The organism is Paraburkholderia sp. BCC1884 (assembly GCF_900996225.1).
Taxonomy (GTDB): domain Bacteria; phylum Pseudomonadota; class Gammaproteobacteria; order Burkholderiales; family Burkholderiaceae; genus Paraburkholderia.
Window position 1 is genome coordinate 932,184 of the sequence record NZ_CAAJGL010000068.1, and the last position, 26,987, is coordinate 959,170.

Genomic DNA, 26,987 nt, shown 5'->3' on the forward strand with positions numbered 1-26,987 from the left:
CTGCCTGCAACGTCAAACGGTTTGACCCGCACCAAGGTCTGTACCTGTCGTTGGATCCGAAGTTGCATCCGACGCTGTCCTTGATGCCAACGTCGGCAGCACTTTTACATCTTCCTTCGAGACGCTGACCGTTGCTAGTCCGTCCCCTCCACCCACAGCGGGTTCCGGAGTTTCATCGAACTCCCAGTCCGCCCCTTCGTTCCACGGTCCGGGCGGCGCATCTTCGCCTTTCGACATGTTTAATACACGCTGGTGTGCTGCGGCACGCCAGGTGGCTTGCCCTAGGGAAAATTTGGCTGGATTGAATGCAGAGCTTTCTCGAATGATTTCTGATGGGCTCGCGTGTCACCAGAAAACCCAAAAATGTTTCCTTGATGCCAGGGTCGTCGGTGACGTTGACGAGGCGTTCATAGACGATCTTCGCACGCGCTTCCGCCGCAATGTTCGACCGCAGATCGGCCGTTGGTTCGCCGATTGTGTCGACAGAGGAAGGGCACGAAGGTACGCCTGCCGAATTGGTTAGAGCCGGGCCACCACCGTATAGCAAAGCCGTTGTGTGCGAGTCGGTCCGCCGCCGGTCATTGAACGATACTGTTCGGCCTCCGCCTCGACGGCTTCAGCCAGCTGACCCTTCGCACTTTTGTTCAGCATCGCGACGATTGAACCAACAATTTCCAGATGGCTAAGTTCTTCGGTTGCGATATTGAGCAACATATCCTTGCGGCTAGGGTCATCTTCGCCGACAGCCTGCGTAAAGTATCGGCATGCGGCACCAAGCTCTCCCTGAGGTCCGCCGAATTGCTCAAGTAGAAAATCCGCAAGACCAGGGTTCGACGCGGCAACCCGCACGGCGTACTGGAGGCCTTTGTTATGGATGAACATGAGACTTCTCCGGTGACTGGCCGCTGTGGATCGCGTGGATTTGGACATCGAATGGCTAAGTACTCATTCCGGCGCGCAATCGCGTGTGACCTTGGATTGAACCGGATAGCGGTACTGCCAGATGGTTGTCCACATCCCTTGATGGGCGTCCGGCTCTCAGAGCGAACGCTCTGGCAGATGCGCGGAGAAATTGCCACGCATGGCAACACGGTGCCGAACCTCATGCAGTATGCGCTGTGCCCCTCGGACAAACCACGTCACCAGACAGCCCGTATGCAGCCGCCACGGGCGCTCTCCCGGAATATTCACTGATGCGGCTCTTACGTTCCGTCCGTGCGATTGACCGACTCACGCGCCGGTCAAGGACAGTTATTTGCTTGGATGACACCCCCTTGCGTTCGACCGACAGCGCGATGAATCGCTACTTGCTACGTGGCAGTTCTACCGCGAACACCGTTTCCCGCTCGTCAGACCTTGCGTTGATTTCGCCCCCGTGAGCTCTGGAAATCTCGCGCGCAATGTAGAGCCCGAGCCCCAGATTGCCGTCAGTGTTATAGGAGGCTTCAGGATTCAGGCCCCGCTGAAGCGGGTCGAAGATCTGCTGCAAGGTGACTCGGTCAATGGCCGGTCCCTGATTCCTGACCTCGAAACGGATGGTTCGCTCGTTGCCGATCATTACTACTCTTACTATTGTGTCCGGCGCTCCGTATTTGATTGCATTCAACACCAGGTTTCCGAGCAGCTGTTGCAAACGGCGGCCGTCCCAAACGCCTCTGCAATCTCCTGTAACGATCCAGATCGACACGACGGTCCGGGTGCGCCGCGCGCAACTGATCGAGTTCGTCAATAAACAGTTTCGCGAGGTCAACATCAGTGGGCGAGATACCGATCCTCAAACCAAGCCTGGTACGATTGAAATCCAGCATATCGCTCAGAAGGGCCTGCATGCGCGCGCCGCTCCGGATCAAACGGGATGCTGCTACCGACACCTGGTCTCCCGCGTTCAGCGCGGTTAGATGCTGGGCTGTCATCAGGATAGTCTGCAGCGGGCTTCGCATATCGTGCCCAAGCATGCCAAGAAAAAGATTGCGAGCCTGATCTACCTGCGAGCTGAAATACCCGATCGATTCGGTAAGCGCCCGGTCGATGGCCTCGTTGAAGCGGATTACATCATCCGTGTGGGGAGGGTCGGGCTGACATTCGTCCATCCAGAGACGCAGGACGCTCGCCCGCAAGGCACGATATTCGGCAACTAGCTGTTTGATGTCGAACCCGCCGCGTGCTCGTAGAAGCGCGTGCAGCTGCGCAGCGGTCGCCGAAACGCCCATCAGCACAGGGGCGCACCCCAGCGATTTCTCGATTTGCGCTTCCCTGGTCTGAGTCATCGACAGGTCCATCGCGACGGCCTGCAGAATCTGTTGCGCATGGTCGCGCAGAGCAAGCGATTTCATGTCCACGGCTGCCGGCAAGAGGGTGGCGGCGAACGCCTCCCACTGGCCCAGAATCGTTTCCATGTCGCGCAAAATAAAGTCGGCCAGTCGCATGCTTGTTCTCAATGAAGCGGAAACGGCCAGTATCGCCCATCCTTGAACCCACTCCGCTAAAAAAGCTGCCCCTTATTCGATCAGGTCCCAAATTGCGCGACTTCGGGGAAGGCCGGACGACCGCCGGGGCCTGTCGCGTAACTGAAATCTTCCCCTCTCAAATATTTAAGGTTGCCACGATCGATGACCTGGCCGAGCGGCCCGCAGCCTTACAGATCCGACAACGAATCTTGGCGACGCGTCCAGTCAAGACCTTCCCCAATACCCCTGTAGTCAGCGCGTCACCTGAAACTAACTGAGACTGAGATTCACGAAATTCGTCTTGAGCGTTGGCCTGACAATTGTGCCATCTGCAAAAGGAGTTGCGAATTGCTGAAGCGTCACTTCATAGGAGTGCGTGTCTGTATCAACGGCCCACGGCTTCGACAGGTCGAAGAAATGGTTGTAGGGGTGCTTGACCAAGACCGTTTTGTCAGAGCCTACGTACAGAATCGGAATCTCACGCCTCAGTCGCCGAAATACGTCGAGACCATTCCGTGCCTCGAGCCATACAGCGTTGATTCCGATGGCGAACACGGACACTGGAGGCTTGTTGTCTGCCATTCTGACAAATCGTTTTTGGAGTGAGTCAGCGGCACCCAGAAGACGGGGGGAGTCCAGCCATTGATCCGCGACCCGCACCGCGAGGTAGTGCGTCTCCCGCGATTTGTCTTGCAGGCTGGGCGGCAACAGTCTATTGCCGACTACATAGCAAGTCGAAGGTGACAAAAGACTTCTACGCATTTCCTCGACGATGGCGCAACTTTCGTTAGTTTCGAAGATGTGGTGACCTTCGTCGGAGTTTGTGTCGAGAGTGCTTGGTTCACGGCTTTCAATCAATTTCAATATTTCTCGTGCGACAGTCTCGGTGGCAAAGGCTCCATAGCCTGCTACGGTCTTTTTTTTCGTTGCTTTCCATTCTTCGGCATAGTCGTCCTCATTGTCCCAACCCGAACCGTATCGCCATTTGTCGTGGTCAGTATAAGATCGCGACGTCTCATTCATGTACCCCTTGACTGCAGCTAGTCTCGATTCATGGCCGTGCGAAGCGAGGATCGGATCTACGTCAGATTGCTTCATTCTAGCTACGATGCACTCAGCGTCTTCGAACAGATGAATGTGTTCCGCAAAGCGGCGGTGAAACGTTTCCTCCAGATCTCGCTTGCGAATGGTCTCGGCCAACAGTGGCACATCCTCCTGCATCCAGCAATAGACATCGCTCCAGTCGATAGATTGCCAGAAAGCCAAGCTGTCTCCTTCCCACACTTCATTGATGGCAGACATCGCGTAAGTTATTGCCTCCTGGACTATATCGACGTCTTTTCTCGTGCGGTAGATAGCGGGGCCGTTTGGGACTTGAGTTTCGGTTTGTTGTTCAAGCATGACGATTTATTCAGTGTCAAATTAGATTGCCCGCATTTCCAGTCATCAGCTAGTGACCGCCGTGTTGCCGAAGCCGCCGGAAATTTATAGGGTACTTGGAGCGCATGCACGAAGGATCGGAACGTTTTGCGGGGAAGATGCGGCGCGGGGCGCCGCCTTTCCTCAAATGAGCTCGCCGCCGGCCCGAACCTGACGCGGTTCGCACACAATCGTATGCGGCGAGGAGTTTTGCTTTTCCACCAACGAATCGAGTGTCGATGTGCATTCGTTCAGCCATCCAGGTTGGAGCGTCTTGACTGTATCGAGCGTGTTCGTCACATACCCGCCCCCGGGCTGTGCCAGAACAGGAATGGCTTTGCAATAAAAATCAAAATTTCGTCTTGCTCCGAAGCAGTCGATGGGTGTCTCCGACGTGCTTTCCCCGACAAATCGGGCGACGGCGGTCAAGGTGTCCGTGAGTGCGGCATTCTTGCCGCCTAACTCGATGACATGAGGAATGAAAGGGCCGTCCTCATCGCGAATCTTGACGACGAGCTTCCCATCTTTCACACAACTGAATGCAAAATAGGCGAACGAATAAGTCCTGAGATGACAAAGCAGGTTCAGAACTGCGCCGTCGCCGATAATCTGCAGGATTCCATATTCACCGTTTGGGGCGGTCGGAATTAGCTCGACATGGATAGCGCCTGAAAGGGCCATTTTGCTCACTACGTCGTATTGATAATCTTCTTCCGACTGAATAAGAATGACCAACTCGTGACCAACGGTTGCTCCTTGCCTGTTCTTGCTTGGCTCAGGAAGTAGTGTTGCAACTACGTCGAATGGCGTCTGCGGGGCCGACGGGTACTCCATCCAGTCCGCAATGGCGTTTCCGTAATGGTCGCGTTGATTGATATCTGTATTTGACATATTTTAAACAGGGTGGGTGGGAGGCGTTCAGCGCCATTGGGCAGATATTAAGGCGCTGTGCAACAATAAATCAAGACATTTTAATAATATAAATAATTATCCCGTTTAAAAATAAGGAAATGTCAGAATAACTGTGATATGTTGATCGAATTGTATAATCTAATCAATGACTTGGGATAATCGAAATTCGATGCTCGAAATATCCCCCTTTGCCGCTGTCTCGAGACGCCTGGCGTGCGAAGAGACGGAGGGTTGCGTCTGGGTAGATATGTGGACTTCCAGCCCACGAGATAATCGGCGTGGGGCGAGCTTCTGATTTACGGTGGAGCTTGCCGGGGCTGCGAGGATCGTGCTAGGGCTTCAGGGGCATGGGACGTCGCGAAGTCCGCGATCCATAGACCCGCAGTGCCTTTCCGACGTGATGCTCGGCCGAAGCCGGGAAGTTTCTCTGCGCCTCTTGAACCCACGCTCGCGTATCTCCGTCGGAAACGTAAATCGAGTTGTCGGCCTTCACGAACGACGTGCGCTGCGAAGTTCGTTTAGAACCTTGACGACTCGCTCCCAGCGACCATCGTTTCTCATTCGACGGTGGTAATTCGCAATAACCGACTTACTTGTTACTTCGCCTCCAACTTCATTCCAGCTTTTACATGCACCCAGCTTTTCGATAATGCAGTCGATGATTTGCCGCAAATCAAATTTGGATGGCCGGCCGTAATGGACGCCAACTGTGTGTATCAGAGGCTCCACGGCCGCCCATTCTTCGTCCGTTAGCTTCCAATCTCCGTTACGCGTCTGAAGCCGGGAATCGCTAATCTGAGCTTGGAGATGTCGCGCGGCCTTAGTTCCGTGAAATTTGAATTCACGTCTGATGGACTGTGCCCACTCGAGTGGTTCCTCTAATGGGGTTATCCGAAAAATGCAGATGTCTCGCGCATAAATAGTGTTACCGTCACGTTCACCTTGCACAGAGCACTGAATCTCTGCGTTCGGGAGCGTCATCGCGATCTTTCCATTAGTAGCGTGCCGGTACACGCTTTTCCATGCTCGGTATGCTGAGGGGAACGGGTAGAACCAATCCAGCCGACGGACGAACTTGTCGGCTGTTCGTAACGTGTTTTTAATTGTGCGCTTTTGCAACATTCGCATTTCAAAAGTGCCTTCTCCCAGGAGCGGTGCGCACATCAAATCGATGCCTTGAGGGTGATATAACATGCCGACGACTTGGGATGGGCAGGACATCAGGGCACGTTGTAGTTCCAGGGCCGACACCATTACCGTAAAGTTGCCTTTGCGGAATTTATAGACAACGTGGTGGTTGGTCACCCCTTTGGTAATCCCGAACATCGATGCGTATTGCGCGGCCGAGGCCTGTGTCCATGAAGAGAGGCTCGTCACGAACATTGATCTCGGTACTCTGGGCTTTGGCAATCTGTGTTGATGCATCAGCTTGAGTGGAATAAGGTGTTCCTCACCTGATTCCGAAATGCCAACAACAACGAGGTTGTTATCTACCCTTGCAAACCTGTCCAGCCACATTATCCGTCTCCCGTGATTTCAGGAAACGTATAGGTAGTAGTATTTAGCTGCGGAGGACGAGGAGAGTAGATTTCCTGCGCTCTTGGATACACAATTTGCGTACGCGCTTAGCGGCGGCCGGCAAGCACCGGGCCCTGTCGATGCCAGCGCCGCAGCGTGCCTACCATTCCGTGAAAGAATCGGATGCATCATAGCCTGTGATGACGAGCACGGTCACGATGGCGTGAGCGTTGCAGTGTTGTTAATTTGAATTGCGTTATACAGCGCTTCGCCGATTTTGGTGACGATGCCGACCACGAGGGCATTCCCCATCAGCATCGCACGAGTAGTCGCGGATACCTTCGGCAGGTCTGTGAAGCCGCGAGGAAATCCCATCAACTCTTCCAATTCTTCTGGCGTGAGTCTGCGCAGGAGGCCAGACATCTCACGGATGCAATGCTTTGTGCGCGATGGCGTGCTACCTCCTTCTGACGTGATGATGGTTCGTGCAGGTTTGCTCAACGGGTCCGGGAAGGGCATGTTTCCTTCCGAGTAGTCATAGGCGAACCCATTTTTCTCTCGAGCGATGGTTTTCGCCCCTTTCGCTGCATGCCAGGCCGCCTCGGATTCTGACTTGACATAGAAATCAGTCGGTACAGGACCAGTTTTTTTGATAACGTCTGCCAATGTGAGCGCGGCGGCGCTGCCTGTGAATTCTGTGAAGTCTTCGATACCTCCAGCGCGCGATGCGCACGTCCACACATCGCCTTCACACATGAATCCGGAGTTTGCGAAACGGGGTTTCCCATTCGAGAGTGGGCGATAACTAAGCTGCTCGGTGAATGGGTCGTTCTGAATTCCAAGCGCTGGCGCGCACCCGTCGAGTTCGCTGGAAAGTACGCTGGGAAGTGCGGCGTTCAGTATCCCCTCGGAGTGCCACTCACTGTGCTGTCGGCGTGCAGCAGCCTTAATCCGGCTGTGAAGAGCTGTGGTGGTGTGGTAAGCGACGATGAAAACGCGACGGCGCCGCTGAGGATATCCATAGTCGGCGGCATTAATTACACGCCATTCCACGGCGTAGCCTAGCGAATAAAGGGCGGACAGGACGACGGCGAAGTCTCTTCCGCGGCAGGACGCGGGCGAGGAAAGCAGTCGGTCGACGTTTTCCAGGATGAGATATGGGACGGGCTCACCGTCTGCTGAACGTTGCTCAAGCAATTTAGTAATTGACCAGAAGAGAACTCCCTTTTTACCTCCAAGCCCTTGTGACTGCGACAGCGGTCGAGCTACGCTGTAGTCTTGACAAGGAAAGCCGCCGACGACAAGGTGCGGCTTCGCCTCTCGAACAGCCTGCTGGCCGACTGTCGATTCGAGCACTTTAGCGATGTCTTCATTGATGTGTGCTTCGTGCGGCCAGTGCCAAGTGTAAATCTCGCTTGCGTGTTGCTTTTTCTTCGATGGCTCGAACTGGTTGCTCAATGTGACCTGAAATGGGTTGCCGTGCACGGCTTCTAGTCCGAGACGGAAGCCGCCCACGCCGGCAAACAGTTCGACCACGTTTAGTTTTTCGTTACCTTGTTGCGCTGACATTCTGTTTCCTCGTTGAAGTGGAAACAGGTCTAAGCAACAGGTTTTATCCGCATCACGTAACGAAATGCATTAGCTGCAGTTGAAGCGACGCTGACGGACGATTCCGCGTAGAGGCGTGCGGAGCTGACGCTGATAAGCGGGGAAGGGAAAAGGCTAAACCTGAGTTCCTTGACGTTGGATGCAAAAACATCCAGCGTCAGAAACACAAAAGTCCGCGAAACCCTTCCTGAAGTGGGTGGGAGGCAAGTCAAGACTTTTACCGCACCTCATTCCTGCTTTGCCAGTCGGGAACAGGCTCGTCGAGCCTTTCGTCGGCGGCGGTGCCGTATTCCTCGGAACGGATTTCTCGGAGTATCTGATCGGCGATAGCAATTCACACTTGATTGAGCTTTATCGCACAGTGGCCCAGCAAACCGAGCAGTTCATTGCAATGGCGGAGCCGTTCTTTAGCGAGGCGTATCGTTGCCAAGAACGGTTCCTTGAGATACGGAGCACTTTCAACGAGGCGAACGAGGGTCCGCTTCGGGCAGCGCAGTTTCTTTACCTGAACAAGCTGGGCTTTAACGGACTATGTAGATATAACCGGGCAGGTCGGTTCAATGTCCCATATGGTCATCATGCACATGTCCCTAGGTTCCCACGAGAGCAAATCCTGAGCTTCGCAAAAAAAGCGCAACGAGCGACGTTCGTAAACGCTGACTTTGCTTCTGTGATGCGAATGGCGAGACCTGGTGACGTTGTCTATTGTGATCCACCGTATCTTGATCGCGATGGAGCCGCGAGCTTTCGCGCTTACAGTCCAGGAGAGTTCAGCTTCGAGAGGCAGTGCGAGCTCGCCAATCTCGCGAGGGAGCTAGCGGGCAGAGGCATCCCGGTAGCAATATCCAACCATGATTGCGACGCAGCCCGCGAAATTTACTCGGGGGCGACGATACTGGACTTCTCGGTTCGCCGGTCGGTGGGCGCTTCCCGCGATGCACGAGGACAGGCCGCGGAGCTCCTCGCCGTGTTTGGCCCGTAATCGGAGTGCAGAGAATCTTGGTGTATTAGCGAGATGCCCGAATCTCAGTGCAGTGATGTACAGTATCGGTTGGAGTACGCATATCTTTTCTTCCGGAAATAGGACGGTTCAAATGAACAAACAAGAACTCATCGACGCAGTCGCATCCGCTACCGGCGCAAGCAAGGCATCAACCGGTCAGACGGTTGATGCATTTCTCGAGGCAGTAACTAAAGCGGGGGTCGCAGGGGACACGGTGCAGTTGATTGGTTTTGGTTCGTTTAGCCAAGGCGCGCGCGCGGCGCGGACCGGACGCAATCCTGCAACCGGTCAGGAAATGCAGATTGCTGCCGCTAAAACCGTGAAATTCACCGCAGGCAAGATTTTCAAGGAAGCGGTTAATCGTTAAGGAACTCGTGTTCCTTTCCCGACGTGAGGATGCAAGCCTGCGCGGGGGCCATGGCGATTTCGATTTTGTTTTGAGCAGGTGTTCGCTTCTTGTCTCGACGACGAAGCCACGTCGTACGCTAAAGCCACCTGGAAACCGTGGCACCATTCCAACCGCGAATGACGCGACGTTTATCTAGAACGGAATACTGAACCGGTCGTCCAGAAGACGTTCTACCATAGGTGCGATAGACATTATTAGCGAGTAGAACGCTGGATTCGAGTCGTACCACTTGTCGGCGTCCAGTACGTAAAGAAGGTCATCAAAGAATACCTTACTGTGTGATTCAAGGTATGTTTCAAGGTCTAGCCACTCAGGCGCGACTGTTCGCAAGCGGCCGTATATTGTGATGGTTTCCAGGAATCGTTCGCGAAGTCCGAAACGGATGACCTCTGCAATCGACAACGGAGCGAACTCTTCCAGTTTTGTCAGAATTTCGTCCGCTATGACTTCCGCACAACCGGAGTCGAGTGCATGGTCCATTTCGGCAAGCAGCAGGATTGCTGAAATCATCGCGGATTTGAGCGGTGCTTCGTTGTCGACAAGTTCTCTATCGTTCATCTATTGGTTCTCCAGTTACGTCAGGTTGCCCATTACCTATAGATTTGCGTTTTAGCCTTTGTCCAGATTGTTTGCGCGGAGGTAGCGAGCGTTGCGGGCGCGACCACCGGTATCTTCTGTAGTCCGGTTCGGCGATCTGGTTTTATTCTTGGGCACCGTAGCGCCTTCCGGCGTGATGATCGCCTGGAAGCCGAATCGCACTACGCCCCCTGAGGTTCTGCTCGCAGCCGTACCAGCCTGCCGTCACGCTGAGACCAATCAATTGGTCGGATGCCGGGCCAAGAGTTCCGGTCCGTTGTCGCTCTCAAATATCCTTATTGTGATACAATAGTCGCAGATATGGGATATTAATTGGATCGTAGGCAGTTGGCGACAGCTGGGGCGCCCGTCCGATGGGAAGGCGGAAGTTCGGTTGAATGCCGATGGGGTGCGCGGAACTGAGGGAGCGGTCGATGAAAGTACGGGAGCTATTGCACGCTCTGCGACATGTGGACGCAGACAGTACGGTATTGTTCCTCGCTGAACACGCAGAGGCTAGCGACGCCGACGAGGTTTGCGAAATCTATCTGGCACCTCGTCGTTGGATTCATGAAGGGGGCAAGCGGGGTGGGCGCGAGTACTACAAGTGGTATCCGTATCGGCCAGAGCTACGGGGGCGCGCCTGCACGTCGGTCAGATATGACACGAGACGAGTCGTGGTGTTATCGATTGGGCCCACGAATTTGCGATTTGTACGCCCTGAGGACATGCTGTCCGACCTCGGACCGAACGAGCGGCGGTAGCTGACGGTCTACGTTTGATGCTGGTCGTGCTGCGTTTCAGTTCGGGCGCAGGCAGAGAAATTCTGGCAGCAAGAGGTTTTTAGCCGAAGCTTAGGCGCTCAGCGGCGGTTCAAACGGGCGGGCCGTGACTTGAGAATCTATTGCGAGATCCGTTCGTCCCTGCAGTGATGCCCTGCGCTTTTGTTCAGCTGTCGCGATGAAGTCAGACAGCTCGCGTTCCAGCGCGGTGTCCGTGGTGACTGGCCTCCACTTTGCCGCCCCGTGTCGCCGACGTATAACTCGAGCAAGAGTCAGCGCTGACTTCGCGGCTTTGGCGCATTCGTACTCAACTTGTGCACACAAATCCAGTTGCTCACCAAACTCCCGGAAGCTATTTACATGTTCTCGTGCTGAGTGAACCGTTGCGGGATACTCGCGAAGTTCGGAGATTACTTTCCTGCTCAAGACTTGCCATTGCAGTTTTTCCGAGTACGCAAAAGCCGGGACAGAAACACTATTGCTTGCCACGCGGCTCACAGTTCCAGCCGGCGCCGAAGCCGCCCATGCAGCCTTGTGCATCATTGTGCGACAAGTTCGAGCATAGCTTTCCAGCGATGACGCTACTTCCAGCGCGGTGTCGTGCCGCTGCCGTTTGCGCACTGCCGCATCCCTTACCGAGATCCAGGCAAGAGATGCAACGGAACCGACCGCCGCTGACGTCAGCGCCAGCGTCGCGGGAGTATTCCAACGGAAGTATTGGAGGAAACTAAGCAACTCGGGCCACATATGACGCGCCTCGGAAGAGGAGGTGCATCGAGTATAAGCAATCGTTTGCGGAAAGATCCAGAGCAGGACATTCAGCGTGCGTTTTTGCTACACACGCGGTGTTTTGGACGGCCTGCGCCTTGACAGGCGCAGTTTGCGTCTGCAAGCGGTGGATGGCTTTCGAACTGAACACTGAGTGCGAAAGTGGACCCTTCGCCCTTTTCGTGGCGCGCTGGCTCAACGATGGGCGTTTCTGGCTGGGAAATGTTCAAAAAACGTCTGCAGCAATAGATGCTGGAATGTGGTGAAGGCGATTGCTTCACCACGACGTACGAAGAGCGCAGGGCACTGCTCTACGCTTCTTCCGAAATTCTTCCAGATAACTCCTGTAGGGCCGAGGTAGCGGCTGCCATAAAAGTCCTCAAGTTGCCGCATCAGGCAGCGAGTGATGAGACCTTTTGAACATTTGAGTCCAAGGTCATCTACCTCTTGAATACGAGCGCGCACTTCTTCGAGCCTTCCCGCGAGGTTACCCTCTAGCGCTTGTTTTGAGTAGAATGCTATTGCGTCGAGCAGGCGCTTTGAAAGAAGGGGGCTAATCTCCATTCCTGGTCTATCCGCCGGACACGCGCTGGCGAAAGCGCGTGCGCACCAACCAAGGGGCATCGCAGTTCCCAGAAGCAGCCTTCTGTGGCTGATGCAGGTATAAACGCCCGGTAGTTGATGAGATCTGTGCCAGTACGATTCGCCATATCGCTGCAAGTCCTCACGCAAACATTCAGGGCAAAAGCGACGGCATGCGAGATTCGACCAAGGCACTCCGGCAAGCCATTTGAAATCGGAGCGCGTCTGTGGAGTGGTTTCCATCAGGCCGGCGCGTATCTGTTCTTTGCGCCGCACGGTCATGAGCGCCGTCACATACGGGTAGAGCGTGTGATTTACAAGAACGTTGTCGTACGTCATCCGCGTCGCTTCTGCGATTTGCATCAAAGCGAACGGATTGGTGAAATGTACCCGTGTCTTAACGTTGCTGCCCGTAAGGGTCTTAGCCACCTCGTCATATCGAATACCGAGATGGCGTGACGCCCGGATCAAAAGACTGCTCGTTAGTTCGTCAGGGTAGAGGTGCGGGAAGTACATTTTCTACTCGAGCTTTAGCAGGGAGTTCAGGTCGCTGACGACGCCCATGCTGCGGAGATTTTCGAGAATTGTATTGCCGTTGACGACAGAGTCGTTGATTGCTTTGCGATAGTCATCCGGAGCGAGCTCCTGCGTGGCACTGTTTGTAGTTTTCCGGCGCTTTGTACTTCGTCGCGGCTTTATCAGGTCAATGGCGGCTTTGGCTCCATCAAGAACGGTGCCTGCCTTCCCCTCAGCCTCAACGGCATCTGCGATGCTCAGCGCGCGCTCTTTGTCCACGCCAATGCTCACCAGTGCTGAGGCAATCGTGGGCGCGTAGTCCTGATGCCCAGGTCTTACGGACGCTTTCTGGTTGCGTAGCCCCTCGAATTTGTTGAGAGCGCTGTCGAGCAGGTTGGAAAACTTGATGGGTGCAATGTCGCCGTACTGGTCAAGCAGAGTGGCGTCGCCGGACCGATATGCATCGATCATCGGTTGAACGCGTGTAAAGTCGCGATTCCAGACAAGTTCGAGCAATTGAGCTGTGATTGTTTCGCTACCATCGATGATTGCCTGCCACTGGGAACAGGCGAGGAGCTTGATTGCAATATCGATGATTCCCTGGCTATAGTAAAACAGGAGATCAGAAAGTGCCTGCGTGAGCTCGACAGGATTCTTCAGCCATTGGAATGTCCATAGCGTCGTAACAAAGTCTTCCCATTCGAGCGGCTCGCCAAGATTATGACTGGCGGAAAGGTGGCCCCACTCCGGGAAGCCGCTGCCCACGGACCTGCGGCCCTGGCTGAAATCAAGGCCAAGCACATTGATGGCTCTATTTGTACCCACGAACAAAATTGGAACGCCGAGTTCGTTGGAGGCTGAAACGAGAACAGCCATGAGCTTTTCATTGTTCTTGCCGCCGTGCCTGAGATTCTGTATCTCGTCGACAATGAGAAGTCCTACGCAGTGCATGTGCATTACTCGGGCGACATGGTTCAGCATCGTCTCAACCGACATGCTGCCCCTGCCGTATTTCTGATAGTAATTTCCGTCGGGAACCAACTGGTCAATTTTTCGGAGAATTGAATGAGCAAGCCCTTTGATTGATGCTCCGTCAGCCGGCGTTTCAATATGGATATAGGTTATCTGCGTTATCTCAAGGTCAGGGTGGTAGATTGCCTGAGGGTAACGTCTCATCAGGCGTCTCAGAGTTGTAGTCTTGCCTTGTCCCGATACACCAATTAGCGCGCTAGAATTCTGGGATGTGACGTGCCTAAGGTCGTCGACCGGGCTGAACGCCTTTCCTGCCTGTTGAGCTTCGTATAGTTTTTGAAACACCCGGACATGGTCGGCAGTTCTTGGTGCACGTCCGACATATCCTTGCCGTAGCATAGTGTCCAAGGCCCATCCAAGCACCACATGCCGCTGAAGGGGAGACATGAACGCTGAGAGTTCTCCCACAAGATGCAGCCTCTCGAATGGCTGCCACTCGCGCTGTTCCTTTTCGAAGGAAGGTAACGCGTCTAAATACTCTCCCAGCGCTTCATCGTCTAGGGCTGGCGGCAGGGCGGCGATTAGTTGATTGTTGCGATACCGAGGGATTCGCTGTTCCGTGTAGACGGCGGTTACCGCTGTCGACACAATGCTATTTTCTGATGTCATTGAGCATCTCCAGTTTCTTCAGCCGTAGTTTTTCCTGAATTGAAAGCGGTCGGACCGGGGTTTCATCGACTTTCACCGAGGGCTGCGTCACGGTTCCTGCTGCGCTTGCAGAACGGTCAGGCATTGGGAAGACGTTATCTGGCAGACTGGCGGCACATACAGGAGATAGAGGACGGGCAGCGTCACTTTGTCTGCGAGCACGTTTCTCGGCTTCACGATCGGCGGCGATGTCTGCCTTGCGAGAAGAGCGCGACTTTCCTTGGGTAGCCTGCTTCATTGCAGCATGCGCGGGGTGTGCAATATCGGATATGAATGTCTTCAGATTAATTCTCTCCTGAAGTGCGTTGTCTTCGCCTTCCTGCAGAATCCGCTTCACAACTGTCTGCACGTATTTCACCTCCGCGTGTGAGTATCCCCGGTAAGACTCGCTTGTAGTGGTCAGCCCGCACGGATATGACTTGCGGACATCCTGCGGGTCGTGAACGACTATCGAATCCACAAGTCGACGGTCATAGGAAACGTCAACGTCAAATCTTCCCCTGTTCGCCGCGCTCACAAACCAGCCCTTTTTCTCCACTTCGGTGCAGGAGTAGAAGCAGCCCCTGAACTGAATGCCCTGGTCGGTGACTGTAGCTTTGTCGCGGGGAAGCAACTGGAGACGCAGGTATTCCTCGCTGTAGCGTGAAATGACCCCCGCGCTATACACCACGTTGTCTTCCCAGATTTCGCGCGGGACAGGACTGACTCCGCGTAGAGCGGCCTTTGGGTCGAGCGGATACTTTTTCATTTCCCGACGGTTATGAGCAATAATCGCGCGCACGATGATTGCGGTAAACTCGTCCAGGGTAAGGCAGGCATCTTTGTCGTAAGCCTTTCCGCGGCGTCGGGTTACGTTCGATGGCGGCTCGTAGCCAGGTGTCGCGGGCGCAATTGAAGCGTGAATCAGTCTGAAACCGCACTCGACTGTCCCCTTGTTTTGAGGCGAAAGAGGGGGAGCGTTAGAAATCGTGCTCTCCATTCCGTCGCATATCCGGTTGCTGTTGCGGGAAATCATCTCGCCGCAATCACCCAGAAACTTCTGCGGAAAGATCCGGTCGGCTGGCCAATCTGCTGGGTCGTAAGGGACACCGTACTTATTACATAGCGCTGCTTTGTCCTCTGCCAGGCTGAGGATCGCCTGGACAGCAGTCTCCCAACCCGGATGCTCCAGACCAACGTAGAGGCCGACGCAGAGCCGACTATATCTGTCGTATATCAGGTAAAGAGTTGGCTTACCAATAATTCTCGACCGGTCTGCTTGTGCGACGAGAAAGACGTCGGCGACAGTTGCATCAATTTCGTAGATATACCCGACGCCGATGGCGTCATGGAGAGCGCTGCCAATTCGCTGATCGTGATCCCGCTCAAAGTCCTTGTTCCCCTTTTTACCGCGTAAGATTGTCTCGAGTGAGAAACAGCGTTTGACGACCGTATAGAACTGTCGATAAGAGGGGCGTTCGCCCGATGGTTTGATGAACCTGACTCCGTTTCCGTCTCGGTAGGAATAGTGCTTCTTCAGCATTTCCTCGAACGCGTGCTGGAGCGTAGAGACTTCTCCGTTTAGAAAGTGTTCTTTGACAGCAGCGATGACGTGCTTGTCGTCAACACTGCGTTGCATCTGATATATCTCGTAGCGGCTGTCAGCCGGACGGCGCCCCCGGGAATTGGTAGCTTGAGGCTGGTTAAGACCAATGTTGGGGAAGTCGGGTATCAGTGCATCCTGAGTCTGGCCGCCGCGCCAGTAATCACGCAGGTACTTATTGATTGTCGTTGCGGACGCGCCGGAGCTTTCAGCACGATTTTTGACCAGACGACCTCTCAGCTTTGAATCAAAAATTGCGGCGCTAGCAAGAAGCGGCTCGATGATGTCCCACGCTTTCTTTCGACGCGCTTTCGCCGCGGTTGTGTATTCAGACACAGTCCCTTGATCGGTGCCGGTTAGGAGAGTCAACTTTTGCTTGTCCATGTCGTCGAGCAGAACAGCATAGGAGCACTTCCTCGGCCACGTAGCCTCGTCCGTCACATTCAGAATCCAGGCTTCATCAACTTCAGGCTTGACATGAAGGAGCCGATAGCGAGTTCCGGATTCGTTGTGAAACAGGTCGTTCCTAAAAAGGGGCATCAACGAGCTCCCATCGCACGAGGATTGTCTGCCTTGAACGTACAGCGGAAGCTGGCCAACGGGGCGCTGGCTAAATCAGGGTTACTCAAGTCGCAAATCAGGACGCGCTCGTTCATCAACAGTTTTGCAACGCGGAGGCCATCGCCCGGATTCAGTCCCTGCCGGATCTCGAAATTCCGACAGTATTCCTGAAGTGGCTGATTTCTGGTCGATCCGGCCAGGTCGTGGGACATAATGAGCGATTGCTCGCGCAGGGCACCAGCGTACCGCTCGTCTTCACCGCTCTTGACCGTGCCGCCGCGAATCCACTCGATGTTACGGATTTTCTGCATCGGTAGTTCGGAGTGGAATGCGAGGCGATGTGGGATGTCCATCCCTGCGAAGTACGTCCGCGTAATCTGAAGTTTCTCAATCTGGCGCGGATCTTCGGAGTCTTCGGTTCGCTTGCAGTCCCATGCTTCAAACCACGACGTGCCATTCTCATGGAAGTCAGCCAGAAAATCGACGGTCATGACGGTCGGCACTTTTGTGCCCGGATAGTAAGGGTGTGCTATGCCAAGTGCCGCCGCAATTTCGAGCGTAAGTTCACGATCGAGAGGATATTCCTCTCTGATGCCTGTGACGATCTTTGACCATTCAAGCGCGTAGAACGTGTTTGCTTCAACATCCGAAAGTAGATGTATAGTGCGGCCACATTTCGGACTGTACGGGCGGCTCACACGGCCAGGCGAAGAGAGGTCGAACGTCTCCAGCCATGGTTTGTAATTTGCACCTTCGCCCTGGCCACGGCCTTCAATTTGCCACTCCTTGATGAGTGCCTCCGTCATCTTCTTTGGACCGCGCCCCATTTCCCCTACTCCAGTACGTTTTTGCCGCGCAGAAGGCGCATGGCTTCAGTCTGTGTAGCCACCGAATTTCGCAAGCTGCTTAAATGGTTATGCAAAAAAAGATAGATCTTTTATGTGGCGTAATGATCCCACATGTGAGACTATAGGATGGCCAAGACGAAAGTGCGAGCGATACTCGCGTTTTTAGTTTGGTGTGTTTTCAATGATTGACTGGAACCGTGAAGCAAAGCGTTTGCTTCGGGCTGAGCTCGTGCGTAGACAGATTGGCTACAAACAACTGGCTGTGCTACTGGAGGGACTTGGGGTCGAGGAAACTGAGCGTTCGATTGCGAACAAGATTTCGCGAGGTGCATTCACGTTCGTTTTTTTCCTGCAGTGTATGAAGGCGCTGCGCCGGCCTGCAGTCCATATCGATCTGACCGACATCGGAGAATGATGCTGCCTGTTACCGCAGCTTCAGGCAGGCTGGTTGTGTGGGTGAAGGGGATTTGAGGTTCTATGAGACATAGTTGACGAGTCGCGTGCTGGGCTGTGTGAAGTCGAGCGCGCGAATCCAGATGAGAAGATGGATCTAGAGTACGTAGGTGTGCGAAATATATATCGATTCGTTGATGAAATGACACCATGACCACGTCCGAGCTCATTGAGATACTTCGTTAGGTTGCCCCGACATCGAGAGTTGTATTTCTGGCGGGAGGCCTTCACGCTGAGGTTGCGGAAGAAATTGTTGCCGTCGCAACGCCCGAGTGGGTCTGGGTCAGAGGTAGTTTTACGGATGAAGAGTGCGAAGACGAAACCCAGCACGTCAGCGAGCAAGGGGCTAATTCTGGTACTCGCCGCAAGCGCTTTGAATCGAACCGGTGTCCATAGTCCTTCTTTCCACAGACGAAGACTTTCTGTTTAAGGCAATCGTGAAGAAGCTAATGTTGGGTTAGTCATGGGGTATAGAGACGCGGACCGATGTCACCCCTAACTTTGTGCCAGACTGGAGAAGTGGGGTTCCGCGTATCGATGGCGACCATAGCTACGGACGCAATCAGAATGGTGAAGCGGTTCTCTTGAGTGAGGCGTCGGTTAACGTTCGCAGTTGCTTCATGGCAGATGCGCGTTCGATGAGGAACTGAGTCCCATGACAGAAAGGAGCGTTGATGACCCTTCCGCACGAGCGTACGCGTTCAGTAACAGGTGCGCGTCAACTACTTGTCGATTTGGCGGAGGCGCCCGACAACGCTGATCTGGAGAAATTCCGGGTCCTGTCTCGGAGATTGCTTCGGCATTTCCCCGAGCCGATTGATATTCACCTTTCAGCGGGGCTTGCTCCCAGCATTTGGGCAGACCCCGACGCAACCGGCGATGCCTGAACATGTCATGTTTCGATTTTAGTCCGTGCAAGGAAAACCTGCTGTAACACATGCGGCGTCTGCTGGTTATTGCTTCACAGAGGCGCTCGGACGTTTTACCGTGACTTTGACCAGGCGAGCGGTGTTCGGGGGAAAACGTGATTCGAAAGATTCATACGCAGCCAGCTAGCGAGGAACGCACGGTTCTCAGCGTTAATACAGTTGATAGGTCGGTGGTTAAACAGGACCCCGAGCCGCATGGCGGTGGCATCCGGCGCACGTCTGTGATGTCTAAGAGGCCCAGCATGAAGTCGCCGCGTCCAAGGTCTCCGACGATGCGTGGGGTGAAACTGCGCGAACCCTCGTTCACAAAGAACCTGCGCCATCGAATCCTGGCTGTATCGTTGGCGATTGAACGGTCTGCCCGTCTTCTAACAGAGATCACATATCGACGAACGATCATGCGATGTCGTCGAGAAGGTTGCGAACTAAAACGAGGTCTTCGTGCCGAACATAGATTTCATTGGCGGATATTGGTACGTCGCACGTTTGCGGATGCAGCGGCGAGGCAGGTTTCGAGGAGTGGTCGTCGTTTGCGTCGTCTGGTCGCGTTGCTCCAGCGAGACGCAGATCGAATCGCTCGAAAAACTTGAAGGCAGGACGCGGAGTCGGACCGCACAGCTGTTCGCGGCAAAACGTCCACGGAGGATGGAAGAGTGAATATCCAGATTGCGTCTGACCTTCGTCATGAGATGGCTCAACATCGTGCGGATCTCGCTGGACCGCTTCCAATAGCGCTTGACTTCGATGTTCTGATTCTTGCTGGGGACATCCACGAGGGTAGCAGAGCTATCGACCTATACGGCGACTGTCGTGTGCCAGTCATCTATGTGTCAGGAAACCACGAGCCTATAGAGTTCGGTTGTCAGGAACTTGTGTCGGAGATTCGAGATCTGGCACGAGGTACGTCAGTGCGGTTTTTGCGGGACGAAGAGGGCGTCATCAGGAACGTAAGGTTTCTTGGCGCCACGTTGTGGACAGATTACAGCCTGTACCCCCTGCGACTCGACGAGGCAATGCGTTACGCCGGCGCAGCAATGGGTGAGCATAAACGGATTAAGGAAAGGCCTGGCCGGCTTTTTCGCCCCGAGAACGCGCGCGAGCATCAGCGTCGGACTTTTCGTTGGCTGAACGAGCGCCTTGACGAGCAGTTTTCCGGCCAAACGGTCGTAGTCACGCATCACACTCCATCGGGACTGTCGATCCCTCAGAGAAATCGCGCCCACTATCTTGCCGCAGAATATGCGTCGAATGTCGAACTTCTGGTAGTCAAAGCCGATTGCTGGATTCATGGGCACATTCATGCATCAAGCGATTACTGGATAGGTGATTGCCGCGTCATTTGCAATTCCCGAGGGCGCCCGGGCAAGAACCACGACAACCCTGACGTGCCTTATGAGAACGCCAGTTTCAACCCCTCACTCGTTATAGAACTCTCACGGTGAAACGGCGAATCCTAGGAGGAAGTGATGTCAATATATATAGATGCTGGCGTCGACGAATGCCCCGAGATCACGCTTGAGTGCTGGTCGATTCGGGAGGTAGAGGGCGGGAACCGCTATTTCGTTGGGTTCAACACCATTTACTACGATGGTCGTGTAAGTACGCCTATTGTCTCGTTTGACTCGCGCACAAGATTGGGAATGACATCCAGTGGTCGACAGTATCGGCTATTGGGTCGGGCCGGGTTTAATAAGGACGCCGAGTACGTGTGGAACCGCGTGCGGAGCATCTGGGAGATATCAAGCTGGTCTGACATCACGCAGCAGCTATGCCCGGATTGGCGAGATCCGGTCCCGGAGGCGGAGCGGACCATGGATTCGTCCCAAAGCGACAAATGCTTGACGCCGCCCTCGGATGCTGAGGAAGGCTAGTAGGTTTGCCGTGAATGTGGCGCGTATCATCAGCGCGACATCAATGCGGCAGTGAACATTCTCGCGGCGGACGTCGCCGTCTTGCAGAAGGAATCCGCGTCCTTTCCGCGCCATGCGCGGCAGCCGCAGGCTGAGGGCGGGGGGACGTCAAGGTCTGTCGACCGACCAACAGCGCTGAGGCATGTTCTTGAGTATGGGGTGACGATGACAGTTGGACGTAAGCGCAAACGCACGAGGCCTCGTGATGTGAACTTGCGATGGCTTTCGCGCGAGTTGGACAATGCGTTGCGGCGGGGAGAAGCTCTCGCCGAGATCAAGGAGATGCGTCCACGAGAATTCGTCGACTTGATGACCAGTTCGTCTTTCGAAGTAGGGCGAATCTTCAAACGTTGTCTCAGAGATGCACTCTATGACTTGCGGCGGGACACGAGTAGAAAACGGTCACGAGTTCGACATGGCACAGATACGTAGACTCATCTCGAACCAGCGACTATCGGGCGGGATCGCCGCTGTCCTCGCGCGGCCTTATATCAATATGTGGCTGACACTGAAGGCTGCAATATGAATGCGGCCGACAAACGCGAGGTCGTGATATGGGCAGCGCGGTCGCATGTCGGCGAGTATCTCGACGAGTCGGATGAGCTTCCGTTGCTTTCCACCAGGGCAGGAAGTCGAGAGTGGCGTGAGCATGAGGCGTTGCCCACGGACGACGCGGGCATGTGTCTGGTCTGTCTGCTTGCAGATCTGAGAGCGTCGTCCCGAAACTATTTTCCGATAGACTCCTCAATGAAACCTGAACGACTGATGACCGTTTTCGTCGAGCGGATAGCCCGTCCGGAAGACTCGCGGGGCGAACCTGTGGCCCGGTTCGATATCGTTTTCGAAACCAATGTCGCTTCAGCCGGAGTCATCCTGAAGGGCGCGCCGCGTCAGGACGTCGGACCTGTGCCGTGTGCGCAACGAGACGGTGTCTGGGAGATTATGCTGAAGTTTCTGTCCGTCATGTACTCTGGAATTTGAGTTGCATAAGGACGGTCGGGCCTCCACAACTGGTTGGCATTCCGTCCATTGGCAAAAAACTTGGTTCTTAGGAGGCTACGATGCTTCGCGTGACTGTAGAGCTGCCCGGCGGTAGTGAGAGCGGCAAGCGAATCCTCGCGCAATCCGATATTTCGAACGTTAAGCCGGGAGCGCTCGCAACTTACGAGGTCAAATTGCGCGGTGAGGTACTGGGCGATTTGGGCACCGCACTTCTGACAGACTATCCGCGTATGGCTTCGACGATTTGGGATCTCGCCGGGCGATGCATCGCCGTAGGGCTAACTGGAAGGGAGGAATTGCCGACGCGTCCGCATTTACCCGATGTTCCGGTTCACAGAAGCAGCGACGGAGCGATACCTTATGTACGATTTGTGCACCATTAAGCTGGATATCGGTGACTTGAATAGTGTTGCCGTTGCAGCAGGTCGCGGCGCGCGCGCTACGAACGCAATCAGAACAACAAGGAGCGGTTCGTGCCCGAAGCAGTTGGCTAGCAGTTTGAGCTGGAAGGCCTACGCCTCGCCTCGAAGCAGTACTGCTATCGGCGTCTGGAGCAAAGTGGATGAGTCGCGGAGGAGCGCAGCATGGCAAGATTCAACGTTCCCTTTCGTCGCACCTCTCCGGCAAACAAACGCAACACGCGCTCGAAATCAAATGCAACGGCCAAGCTCCTGGGCCAGGCGTAGCCAGCGCAACGCCTCAACCTACATATAAAGCTAGCGGTGTCATTTACCCCTCGCGGGCAGACGTTGACGGAGCGTTTGCTACTTGCCTGGAGCCTTGATCTGCTTGGAAGGGAAAGTTGGGATTCGCGTGTGGTTGGCTGGCGCGGCATTCACGTAGCCTGCGGAGGGTGGTGCGCAAGCATTGGCTCGCCGCCCCGGAATACGAAAAGCACCCCAGGCCTTGGCGGTCACGCCCCCCATCAGAGGAGCAAACGCTCCCCCGCAAAGACAATCTGTATGTGCAGATTTTGCACCTTCAAACTAATGTCTGCAGCTACCTCAAGGCCGACGCAATCCAGCGCCCGGCGACGGCAGCAAGTTGTACCGGCACGGCATTGCCCAATTGACGCATGGCTTGGGACCACGAGCCCGGGATTTCGAATGTGTCGGGCAACCCTTGAAGTCGAGCAGCCTCCCGAACTGTGAAGTGACGAGTGGTTCCGTCGAGGTCCACCACCATGTTTTCGCCGCCAGGCACCCCGTGGACGCCCGATTTGAGCGCCTTTGCGGGCTCGTCGACAAGACTGCCAGTGTGCCCCTCGTATTGTTTTCCTGCGCCACGTGGCTCATGCCCGCTCACTTTTGCTTGGAAAGACGGAGTGCCGAGACCTTGGAACGCATCACGACAGGTGAGCCATGCCGCTTCCTCAGTCGTGTGAGCTGCATCCGCTGACTCTAAAAACTTGGCACGTACGGTGCGCGAAATCGCGCCGTCGTCGGGGCGAGGGAGGTCGTGGCGCTCCCAGTATTCGCCTGTCGCCCACTTGTCGAGGGCAAGTCGCCGCTCGCTATGCGTCTTTTCTGGAAACTGCGGCAGGGTGCCGCAATCGGCGCGAACTCCGGCAACGAGGACCCGGTCGCGCTTCTGGGCAGCCCCGTAGTCCGCTGCATTGACTCGGACGAGAGTGACCTGGTACCTAGGGCCTCTAACAGACTGTTCGAAACCGCCTCGTTCGAGACGGAGGAGTATCTGGTCGAGGTATTCGCTGAATGCTGGTCGCAGTAGACCTTTCACGTTTTCGAATAGAAACGCCCGCGGCTGCATCTCGCGCACTGCGCGTATTGCTTCTGGCCACATGTCGCGCGCATCGTCAGGCCCTGCAGCCCGACCGCCATTGGAGAACGGCTGACAGGGCGGCCCGCCGGCGACGAGGTCAACTCCGCGATAGTTGCCCCAGTCTATGCTCCTGACATCCGCTTCAATGATTTGCGGTGACTCGCTATCGTTGGTGTCCAGATAATTTGCGCGCAGCGTCACGCACGCTGCGGCGTTGAACTCTGCCATGGCCAAGTGGCGAAAGCCGGCACTTTCCAAGCCTTTCGCCATTCCGCCGCAGCCGGCAAACAGTTCGACGCATTCGAGACGACTGTGTAGCCCGTCAAACGGGGATTCACTTTCAACGCCGGCAACTGCGGGCGCATACTGCTTAATTTTGCCTTCGACGGAACGCATAACACGAGCTCAAGTTAAAGCTCGTGTAGGCGCGGCTTTTATCTGGGTAAGTGGCCGTCTGTTGCGTTACGCAGCCCTTTCGCGAAAAGGGGCTGCGCCTCGACGGTGGTTGGCCGGCTAAGGAACGATTTGGTTGGGGCGGGAGCAGGACATCTACCTGGCCGCCGTTCAAGCCAACGGCAAACACGCTTGCTGCACACGCGGCAGGTGCGCCTTAGGGGCGAATGCCCCTGCGTCGAATCGCAACGCCGACATTCAGAAAACGCAACGCCGGCCGTTGTGGTGTAACGAAGAATCAAATCCAACAGCGGTACTTACGCATAAACCTTTTAGCCCGCTCTGCGATCTATGTTCCCGGTTTGCGGGAAACGTACTATTTCGGCGGTGTGTCCGCGTGAAACAAAGTGTTCAAGGGGTGGGGAGGAACCGCCGAAGCGCATGAAAATAGGTATGTGCAGGTTAAGGATTTACATATCTTCGTGAACCGCCAACATTGACTCCTGCAAACAAGGCGAAGGCGAGCTCCGCGGCAAATGGTAGGATGCGAATAGAGACGGGTCGACTGTTCCGGCCTGTCGTTAGGCATCACCACGCTCTATAAGGACACGTATGAACAAGCAGGAATTGATTGACGCTGTGGCCGGCACCACCGGTCAAGGCAAGGGGGTCACCGGCGAAACCATCGATGCATTCATCGAGGTTGTCACCAAGGCGATTTCTGACGGAGGCACCGTGCAGCTTATTGGTTTCGGATCGTTTTCGACTGGCAACAGAGCGGCAAGAGTCGGTCGTAACCCGGCCACTGGCGCAGAGATCCAGATTGCAGCTGCAAAGACCGTTAAGTTCACGGCCGGCAAAGGCTTCAAAGACCGAGTAAACGGCAAGTAAGTTTTAAGGCTGTGGGTCCGCGCCCGGATGGTTTGGCGCGGCCCGGTCGGGTGTCCAATCGTAAGCGGCGCTGGACGTCTCTATCGTTCAGGAATGGAATTCGTGCCATCAAGACAGCGGGGATTTCTCTGGCGTCGGAACTATTCTGGAATGTCTGATACCATCTCCCGGACTATATTCTCCTCGCGTTAAACACGTCCTCATGCATCGCAATGCCTCCCGGTCGTTCGGCCGAACCGCATCCGGCTCAAGGCATTTGAGCAAACAGATGCTCTTGCCAATTTCTTGGCAGTCTGCCGCCGATATCGCGCTCCTGAATCATCTCGCGCTTGCGGTCTGTCGAGAAGGCAAAGGCAATTCGTATCTGATGAATGAGCTCGTGAAAACCGTCTATACGACGTACTACTTGCAACGGTCTGGTTTCGGTGATGCGTCTTTAGAGCTATATCGCCAGGCAGAAGCTGGTTTGGAGGATGCGCTCGCTCAGGCGAATCTCAAACAAATCTGGACGCTGGATCCGGAGGCAGCGAGTTCGCTAGAGGAAGTGTTAGCTCTGTATGACCGACAACTAGTGTCCGCTCCCGCCTGGATGTTTGTCGAGGCTCGGGAGCGGCTCGACTTATTCATTGCAAGCCCGGAGCACTCACCGTTTTCTGGCAAAACTTGAGATGCTATCTTTTCAATCGATTTCTATCTGGGATTGATAGTTGGCTGGAAAGCGGGTTGCGAAAGATCGCCGTAACTAATTCGGACGATTGTTTGTTTTAACGTGCACAAATCTGCACATGCTGATTATCGTTACAGGACAAACAGTTGTCCCTGCAGATGGGCTCGAAGTTAATCACGATGACCACCTACAGTCCGGTCGGCAAGCCCCGGTCTCTCCTGTCAATGCCAGCGCCGCATCGTCCGTACCGGTAGGCCCAATTGGTCTGCTGCTTCGCTGCCTGACAAGAGTCGCATCCAGTATCTCCATAAGATATGCCGTGTAGACTCCTTTTTCTAAACACCGTGGCCAGGTTTGTATAACCTCTGCTGCGCAACTGAGAACCCTCGACTAAGCGATCGACGTGCTCCAGTCCTCAGCCTACGGCTGACGCCCTGGACGCGGGAAGGACGCGGACTCCTTCTGCAAGAAGGCGACATCGTGCCGTGAAAATAGTATCCGTCGAGCTAACTTCGCGAGGAAGATGTACGGCCGGGGCATCTCTCTCTTTCTTTGACCCGCTAAGTTCTCGTCGTGTAAAAACTTACATGCTCATCGCCTTCGTGTTCCGGTATTGCACAGGACAGAGCACTAGCAGTGCGGGCGAAGTAGGTGGTCGTCAACATCGACGATTCGACAATATTGGGGAACTAGGGTTTGGTGATGTGCGCGACACAGTGAAAAATAGCTTGTGTTGGGCCTGAATCCATAGCAATGAGATCCTCATACGTGGCATAGTTCGATTGTCATCAACGACAGGGAGAAGTGGAATGGCGACATTAGAACAAATCCAGGCAAAACTGAAGAAACTACAGGCGCAGGCAGAAGTAATGCTCGCAAAAAAATCGCAGACCGCAATCGACAAAATAAGAGAGTTGATGCTTGAGCATGGTTTGACTACTGCGGACATTGAAGCAAAAGCGAAGGTCGCTCGGGAAGGGAAAACTTTGAGAGGAGCGGCGTCGAAAATTGGGAAAGTTACTTCCAGCGTTCAGGCAAAGGGCACACCCAAATATCAACACCCCAAGACCGGAGCAACGTGGAGTGGCCACGGACGTGCGCCGGCGTGGATTTCTGAGGCAAAGGATCGCACCAAATTCTTGATTGGAGGTACGGTTAACTCGGGCGCCGTTAATGAAAGACGTCCTGCAGAGAAGACCACAGCGCGCTCAGTTTCGGGTAAGGGGCAACCGAAAGGCCCGCAACCAGCGATGTACCGCGACCCAAAGTCTGGAGCGACATGGAGTGGCCGCGGACGCGCACCGGCTTGGCTTGGTGCAAATCGTGGCAAGTTCCTGATTGAAGGCGCAGCCGACGAAGTGAAGGTGACGAGCACAGGCACGACAGCTAAGCCTAAGACTGTTCGAGCTACGAAGGCAATGGTCGAGAAGAGTGTGGCCAAAAAAATCGTTGCGAAGAAAGCTGCGTTAAAAAAGGTGGCGAATGCAAAAAAGTCGACGGTCGTGAAGGTGTCGGCTAAGAAATCCGCAGCTACGCCTCTTGCAAAGGGAAGGGCGGTCAAGAAATCACCCGGACGACCGGCGGCTGTGAATAAGGCCGTCGCAACCACTGAAACTGTCCCCGCTGTGCCGGAAATCGCGGCCGCCGAAGTAACCGGCTAACCGGCCGGAGTGGCGTTTGTGGACGGGGACTCAACTTCCCGTCCAACCGTCTCGTTTTGGTCGGTACTAACTTTGACGTATATATTGC

21 protein-coding genes and 2 pseudogenes are annotated in these 26,987 nt (G+C 54.8%); 10 read left to right on the forward strand and 13 right to left on the reverse strand.

Going from position 1 to position 26,987, the window contains the following annotated elements:
• Positions 1 to 12: 12 nt before the first annotated feature.
• From FQ705_RS11115 to dcm, 6 genes and pseudogenes are all read right to left on the reverse strand, one after another.
• Positions 13 to 882 (reverse strand): annotated as a pseudogene (locus tag FQ705_RS11115) (manganese catalase family protein).
• Positions 883 to 1,303: 421 nt separating this feature from the next.
• Positions 1,304 to 2,426 (reverse strand): annotated as a pseudogene (locus tag FQ705_RS11120) (sensor histidine kinase).
• A gap of 291 nt (positions 2,427 to 2,717) precedes the next feature.
• Positions 2,718 to 3,848 (reverse strand): hypothetical protein, encoded by a 1,131-nt coding sequence (locus FQ705_RS11125; RefSeq protein WP_144140719.1) that lies wholly within the window; start codon positions 3,846 to 3,848, stop codon positions 2,718 to 2,720.
• A 162-nt stretch (positions 3,849 to 4,010) separates the two neighbouring features.
• Positions 4,011 to 4,757: a hypothetical protein gene (locus tag FQ705_RS11130; RefSeq protein WP_144140721.1), complete on the reverse strand. Its 747-nt coding sequence runs from the start codon at positions 4,755 to 4,757 to the stop codon at positions 4,011 to 4,013.
• 510 nt (positions 4,758 to 5,267) lie between these two features.
• Positions 5,268 to 6,296 carry a transposase gene (locus FQ705_RS11135; RefSeq protein WP_144140723.1) on the reverse strand — a complete coding sequence of 343 codons (1,029 nt, stop codon included), beginning with the start codon at positions 6,294 to 6,296 and terminating at the stop codon, positions 5,268 to 5,270.
• A 213-nt stretch (positions 6,297 to 6,509) separates the two neighbouring features.
• Positions 6,510 to 7,865, reverse strand: a complete 1,356-nt coding sequence (dcm, locus tag FQ705_RS11140) for a DNA (cytosine-5-)-methyltransferase (protein ID WP_144140725.1) — start codon at positions 7,863 to 7,865, stop codon at positions 6,510 to 6,512.
• Positions 7,866 to 8,043: 178 nt separating this feature from the next.
• On the opposite strand from dcm, the gene FQ705_RS11145 reads away from it, so the two are divergent.
• The gene (locus tag FQ705_RS11145; protein ID WP_260854440.1) at positions 8,044 to 8,886 is read left to right on the forward strand and encodes a DNA adenine methylase; all 843 of its coding nucleotides are present in this window, start codon (positions 8,044 to 8,046) and stop codon (positions 8,884 to 8,886) included.
• A gap of 112 nt (positions 8,887 to 8,998) precedes the next feature.
• Entirely contained in the window at positions 8,999 to 9,274 is a 276-nt protein-coding gene (locus FQ705_RS11150) for an HU family DNA-binding protein (RefSeq protein ID WP_144140727.1), read from the forward strand.
• A gap of 174 nt (positions 9,275 to 9,448) precedes the next feature.
• Here the strand turns inward: FQ705_RS11150 and FQ705_RS11155 are convergent, their stop codons facing one another.
• From FQ705_RS11155 to FQ705_RS11180, 6 genes are all read right to left on the reverse strand, one after another.
• Positions 9,449 to 9,874 (reverse strand): hypothetical protein, encoded by a 426-nt coding sequence (locus FQ705_RS11155; RefSeq protein ID WP_144140729.1) that lies wholly within the window; start codon positions 9,872 to 9,874, stop codon positions 9,449 to 9,451.
• Between the two features lie 872 nt (positions 9,875 to 10,746).
• Positions 10,747 to 11,421: a hypothetical protein gene (locus FQ705_RS11160; RefSeq protein ID WP_144140731.1), complete on the reverse strand. Its 675-nt coding sequence runs from the start codon at positions 11,419 to 11,421 to the stop codon at positions 10,747 to 10,749.
• Between the two features lie 216 nt (positions 11,422 to 11,637).
• Complete coding sequence (locus FQ705_RS11165; protein ID WP_144140733.1) at positions 11,638 to 12,540, reverse strand: TniQ family protein; 903 nt, start codon at positions 12,538 to 12,540, stop codon at positions 11,638 to 11,640.
• Between the two features lie 3 nt (positions 12,541 to 12,543).
• Positions 12,544 to 14,181, reverse strand: a complete 1,638-nt coding sequence (locus FQ705_RS11170) for an AAA family ATPase (RefSeq protein WP_144140735.1) — start codon at positions 14,179 to 14,181, stop codon at positions 12,544 to 12,546.
• Positions 14,165 to 16,342, reverse strand: a complete 2,178-nt coding sequence (locus FQ705_RS11175) for a Mu transposase C-terminal domain-containing protein (protein WP_144140737.1) — start codon at positions 16,340 to 16,342, stop codon at positions 14,165 to 14,167. Before FQ705_RS11175 ends, FQ705_RS11170 begins: the two co-directional genes overlap by 17 nt.
• Positions 16,342 to 17,190, reverse strand: coding sequence for a TnsA endonuclease N-terminal domain-containing protein (locus FQ705_RS11180; protein WP_144140739.1), 849 nt, complete (start codon positions 17,188 to 17,190; stop codon positions 16,342 to 16,344). Before FQ705_RS11180 ends, FQ705_RS11175 begins: the two co-directional genes overlap by 1 nt.
• Before the next feature lie 202 nt (positions 17,191 to 17,392).
• On the opposite strand from FQ705_RS11180, the gene FQ705_RS11185 reads away from it, so the two are divergent.
• From FQ705_RS11185 to FQ705_RS11210, 5 genes are all read left to right on the forward strand, one after another.
• Positions 17,393 to 17,626: a DUF6471 domain-containing protein gene (locus FQ705_RS11185; RefSeq protein WP_144140741.1), complete on the forward strand. Its 234-nt coding sequence runs from the start codon at positions 17,393 to 17,395 to the stop codon at positions 17,624 to 17,626.
• Between the two features lie 712 nt (positions 17,627 to 18,338).
• On the forward strand, positions 18,339 to 18,551 hold the full coding sequence (locus tag FQ705_RS11190; protein ID WP_144140743.1) for a BPSL0761 family protein: 213 nt from the start codon (positions 18,339 to 18,341) through the stop codon (positions 18,549 to 18,551).
• A 731-nt stretch (positions 18,552 to 19,282) separates the two neighbouring features.
• A complete protein-coding gene (locus FQ705_RS34945; RefSeq protein ID WP_409934712.1) occupies positions 19,283 to 20,035 on the forward strand; it encodes a metallophosphoesterase in 753 nt (250 codons plus the stop codon).
• Positions 20,036 to 21,025: 990 nt separating this feature from the next.
• The gene (locus FQ705_RS11205; RefSeq protein WP_144140747.1) at positions 21,026 to 21,484 is read left to right on the forward strand and encodes a hypothetical protein; all 459 of its coding nucleotides are present in this window, start codon (positions 21,026 to 21,028) and stop codon (positions 21,482 to 21,484) included.
• An 80-nt stretch (positions 21,485 to 21,564) separates the two neighbouring features.
• The gene (locus FQ705_RS11210) at positions 21,565 to 21,888 is read left to right on the forward strand and encodes a hypothetical protein (RefSeq protein ID WP_144140749.1); all 324 of its coding nucleotides are present in this window, start codon (positions 21,565 to 21,567) and stop codon (positions 21,886 to 21,888) included.
• A gap of 616 nt (positions 21,889 to 22,504) precedes the next feature.
• Here the strand turns inward: FQ705_RS11210 and FQ705_RS11215 are convergent.
• Complete coding sequence (locus tag FQ705_RS11215) at positions 22,505 to 23,683, reverse strand: DNA cytosine methyltransferase (protein ID WP_144140751.1); 1,179 nt, start codon at positions 23,681 to 23,683, stop codon at positions 22,505 to 22,507.
• A 609-nt stretch (positions 23,684 to 24,292) separates the two neighbouring features.
• On the opposite strand from FQ705_RS11215, the gene FQ705_RS11220 reads away from it, so the two are divergent.
• From FQ705_RS11220 to FQ705_RS34815, 3 genes are all read left to right on the forward strand, one after another.
• Positions 24,293 to 24,571 carry an HU family DNA-binding protein gene (locus tag FQ705_RS11220; RefSeq protein WP_144140753.1) on the forward strand — a complete coding sequence of 93 codons (279 nt, stop codon included), beginning with the start codon at positions 24,293 to 24,295 and terminating at the stop codon, positions 24,569 to 24,571.
• Positions 24,572 to 24,827: 256 nt separating this feature from the next.
• On the forward strand, positions 24,828 to 25,238 hold the full coding sequence (locus tag FQ705_RS11225) for a hypothetical protein (RefSeq protein ID WP_144140755.1): 411 nt from the start codon (positions 24,828 to 24,830) through the stop codon (positions 25,236 to 25,238).
• An 809-nt stretch (positions 25,239 to 26,047) separates the two neighbouring features.
• A complete protein-coding gene (locus tag FQ705_RS34815; protein ID WP_144140757.1) occupies positions 26,048 to 26,899 on the forward strand; it encodes an H-NS family nucleoid-associated regulatory protein in 852 nt (283 codons plus the stop codon).
• The last annotated feature ends 88 nt before the right edge of the window (positions 26,900 to 26,987 follow it).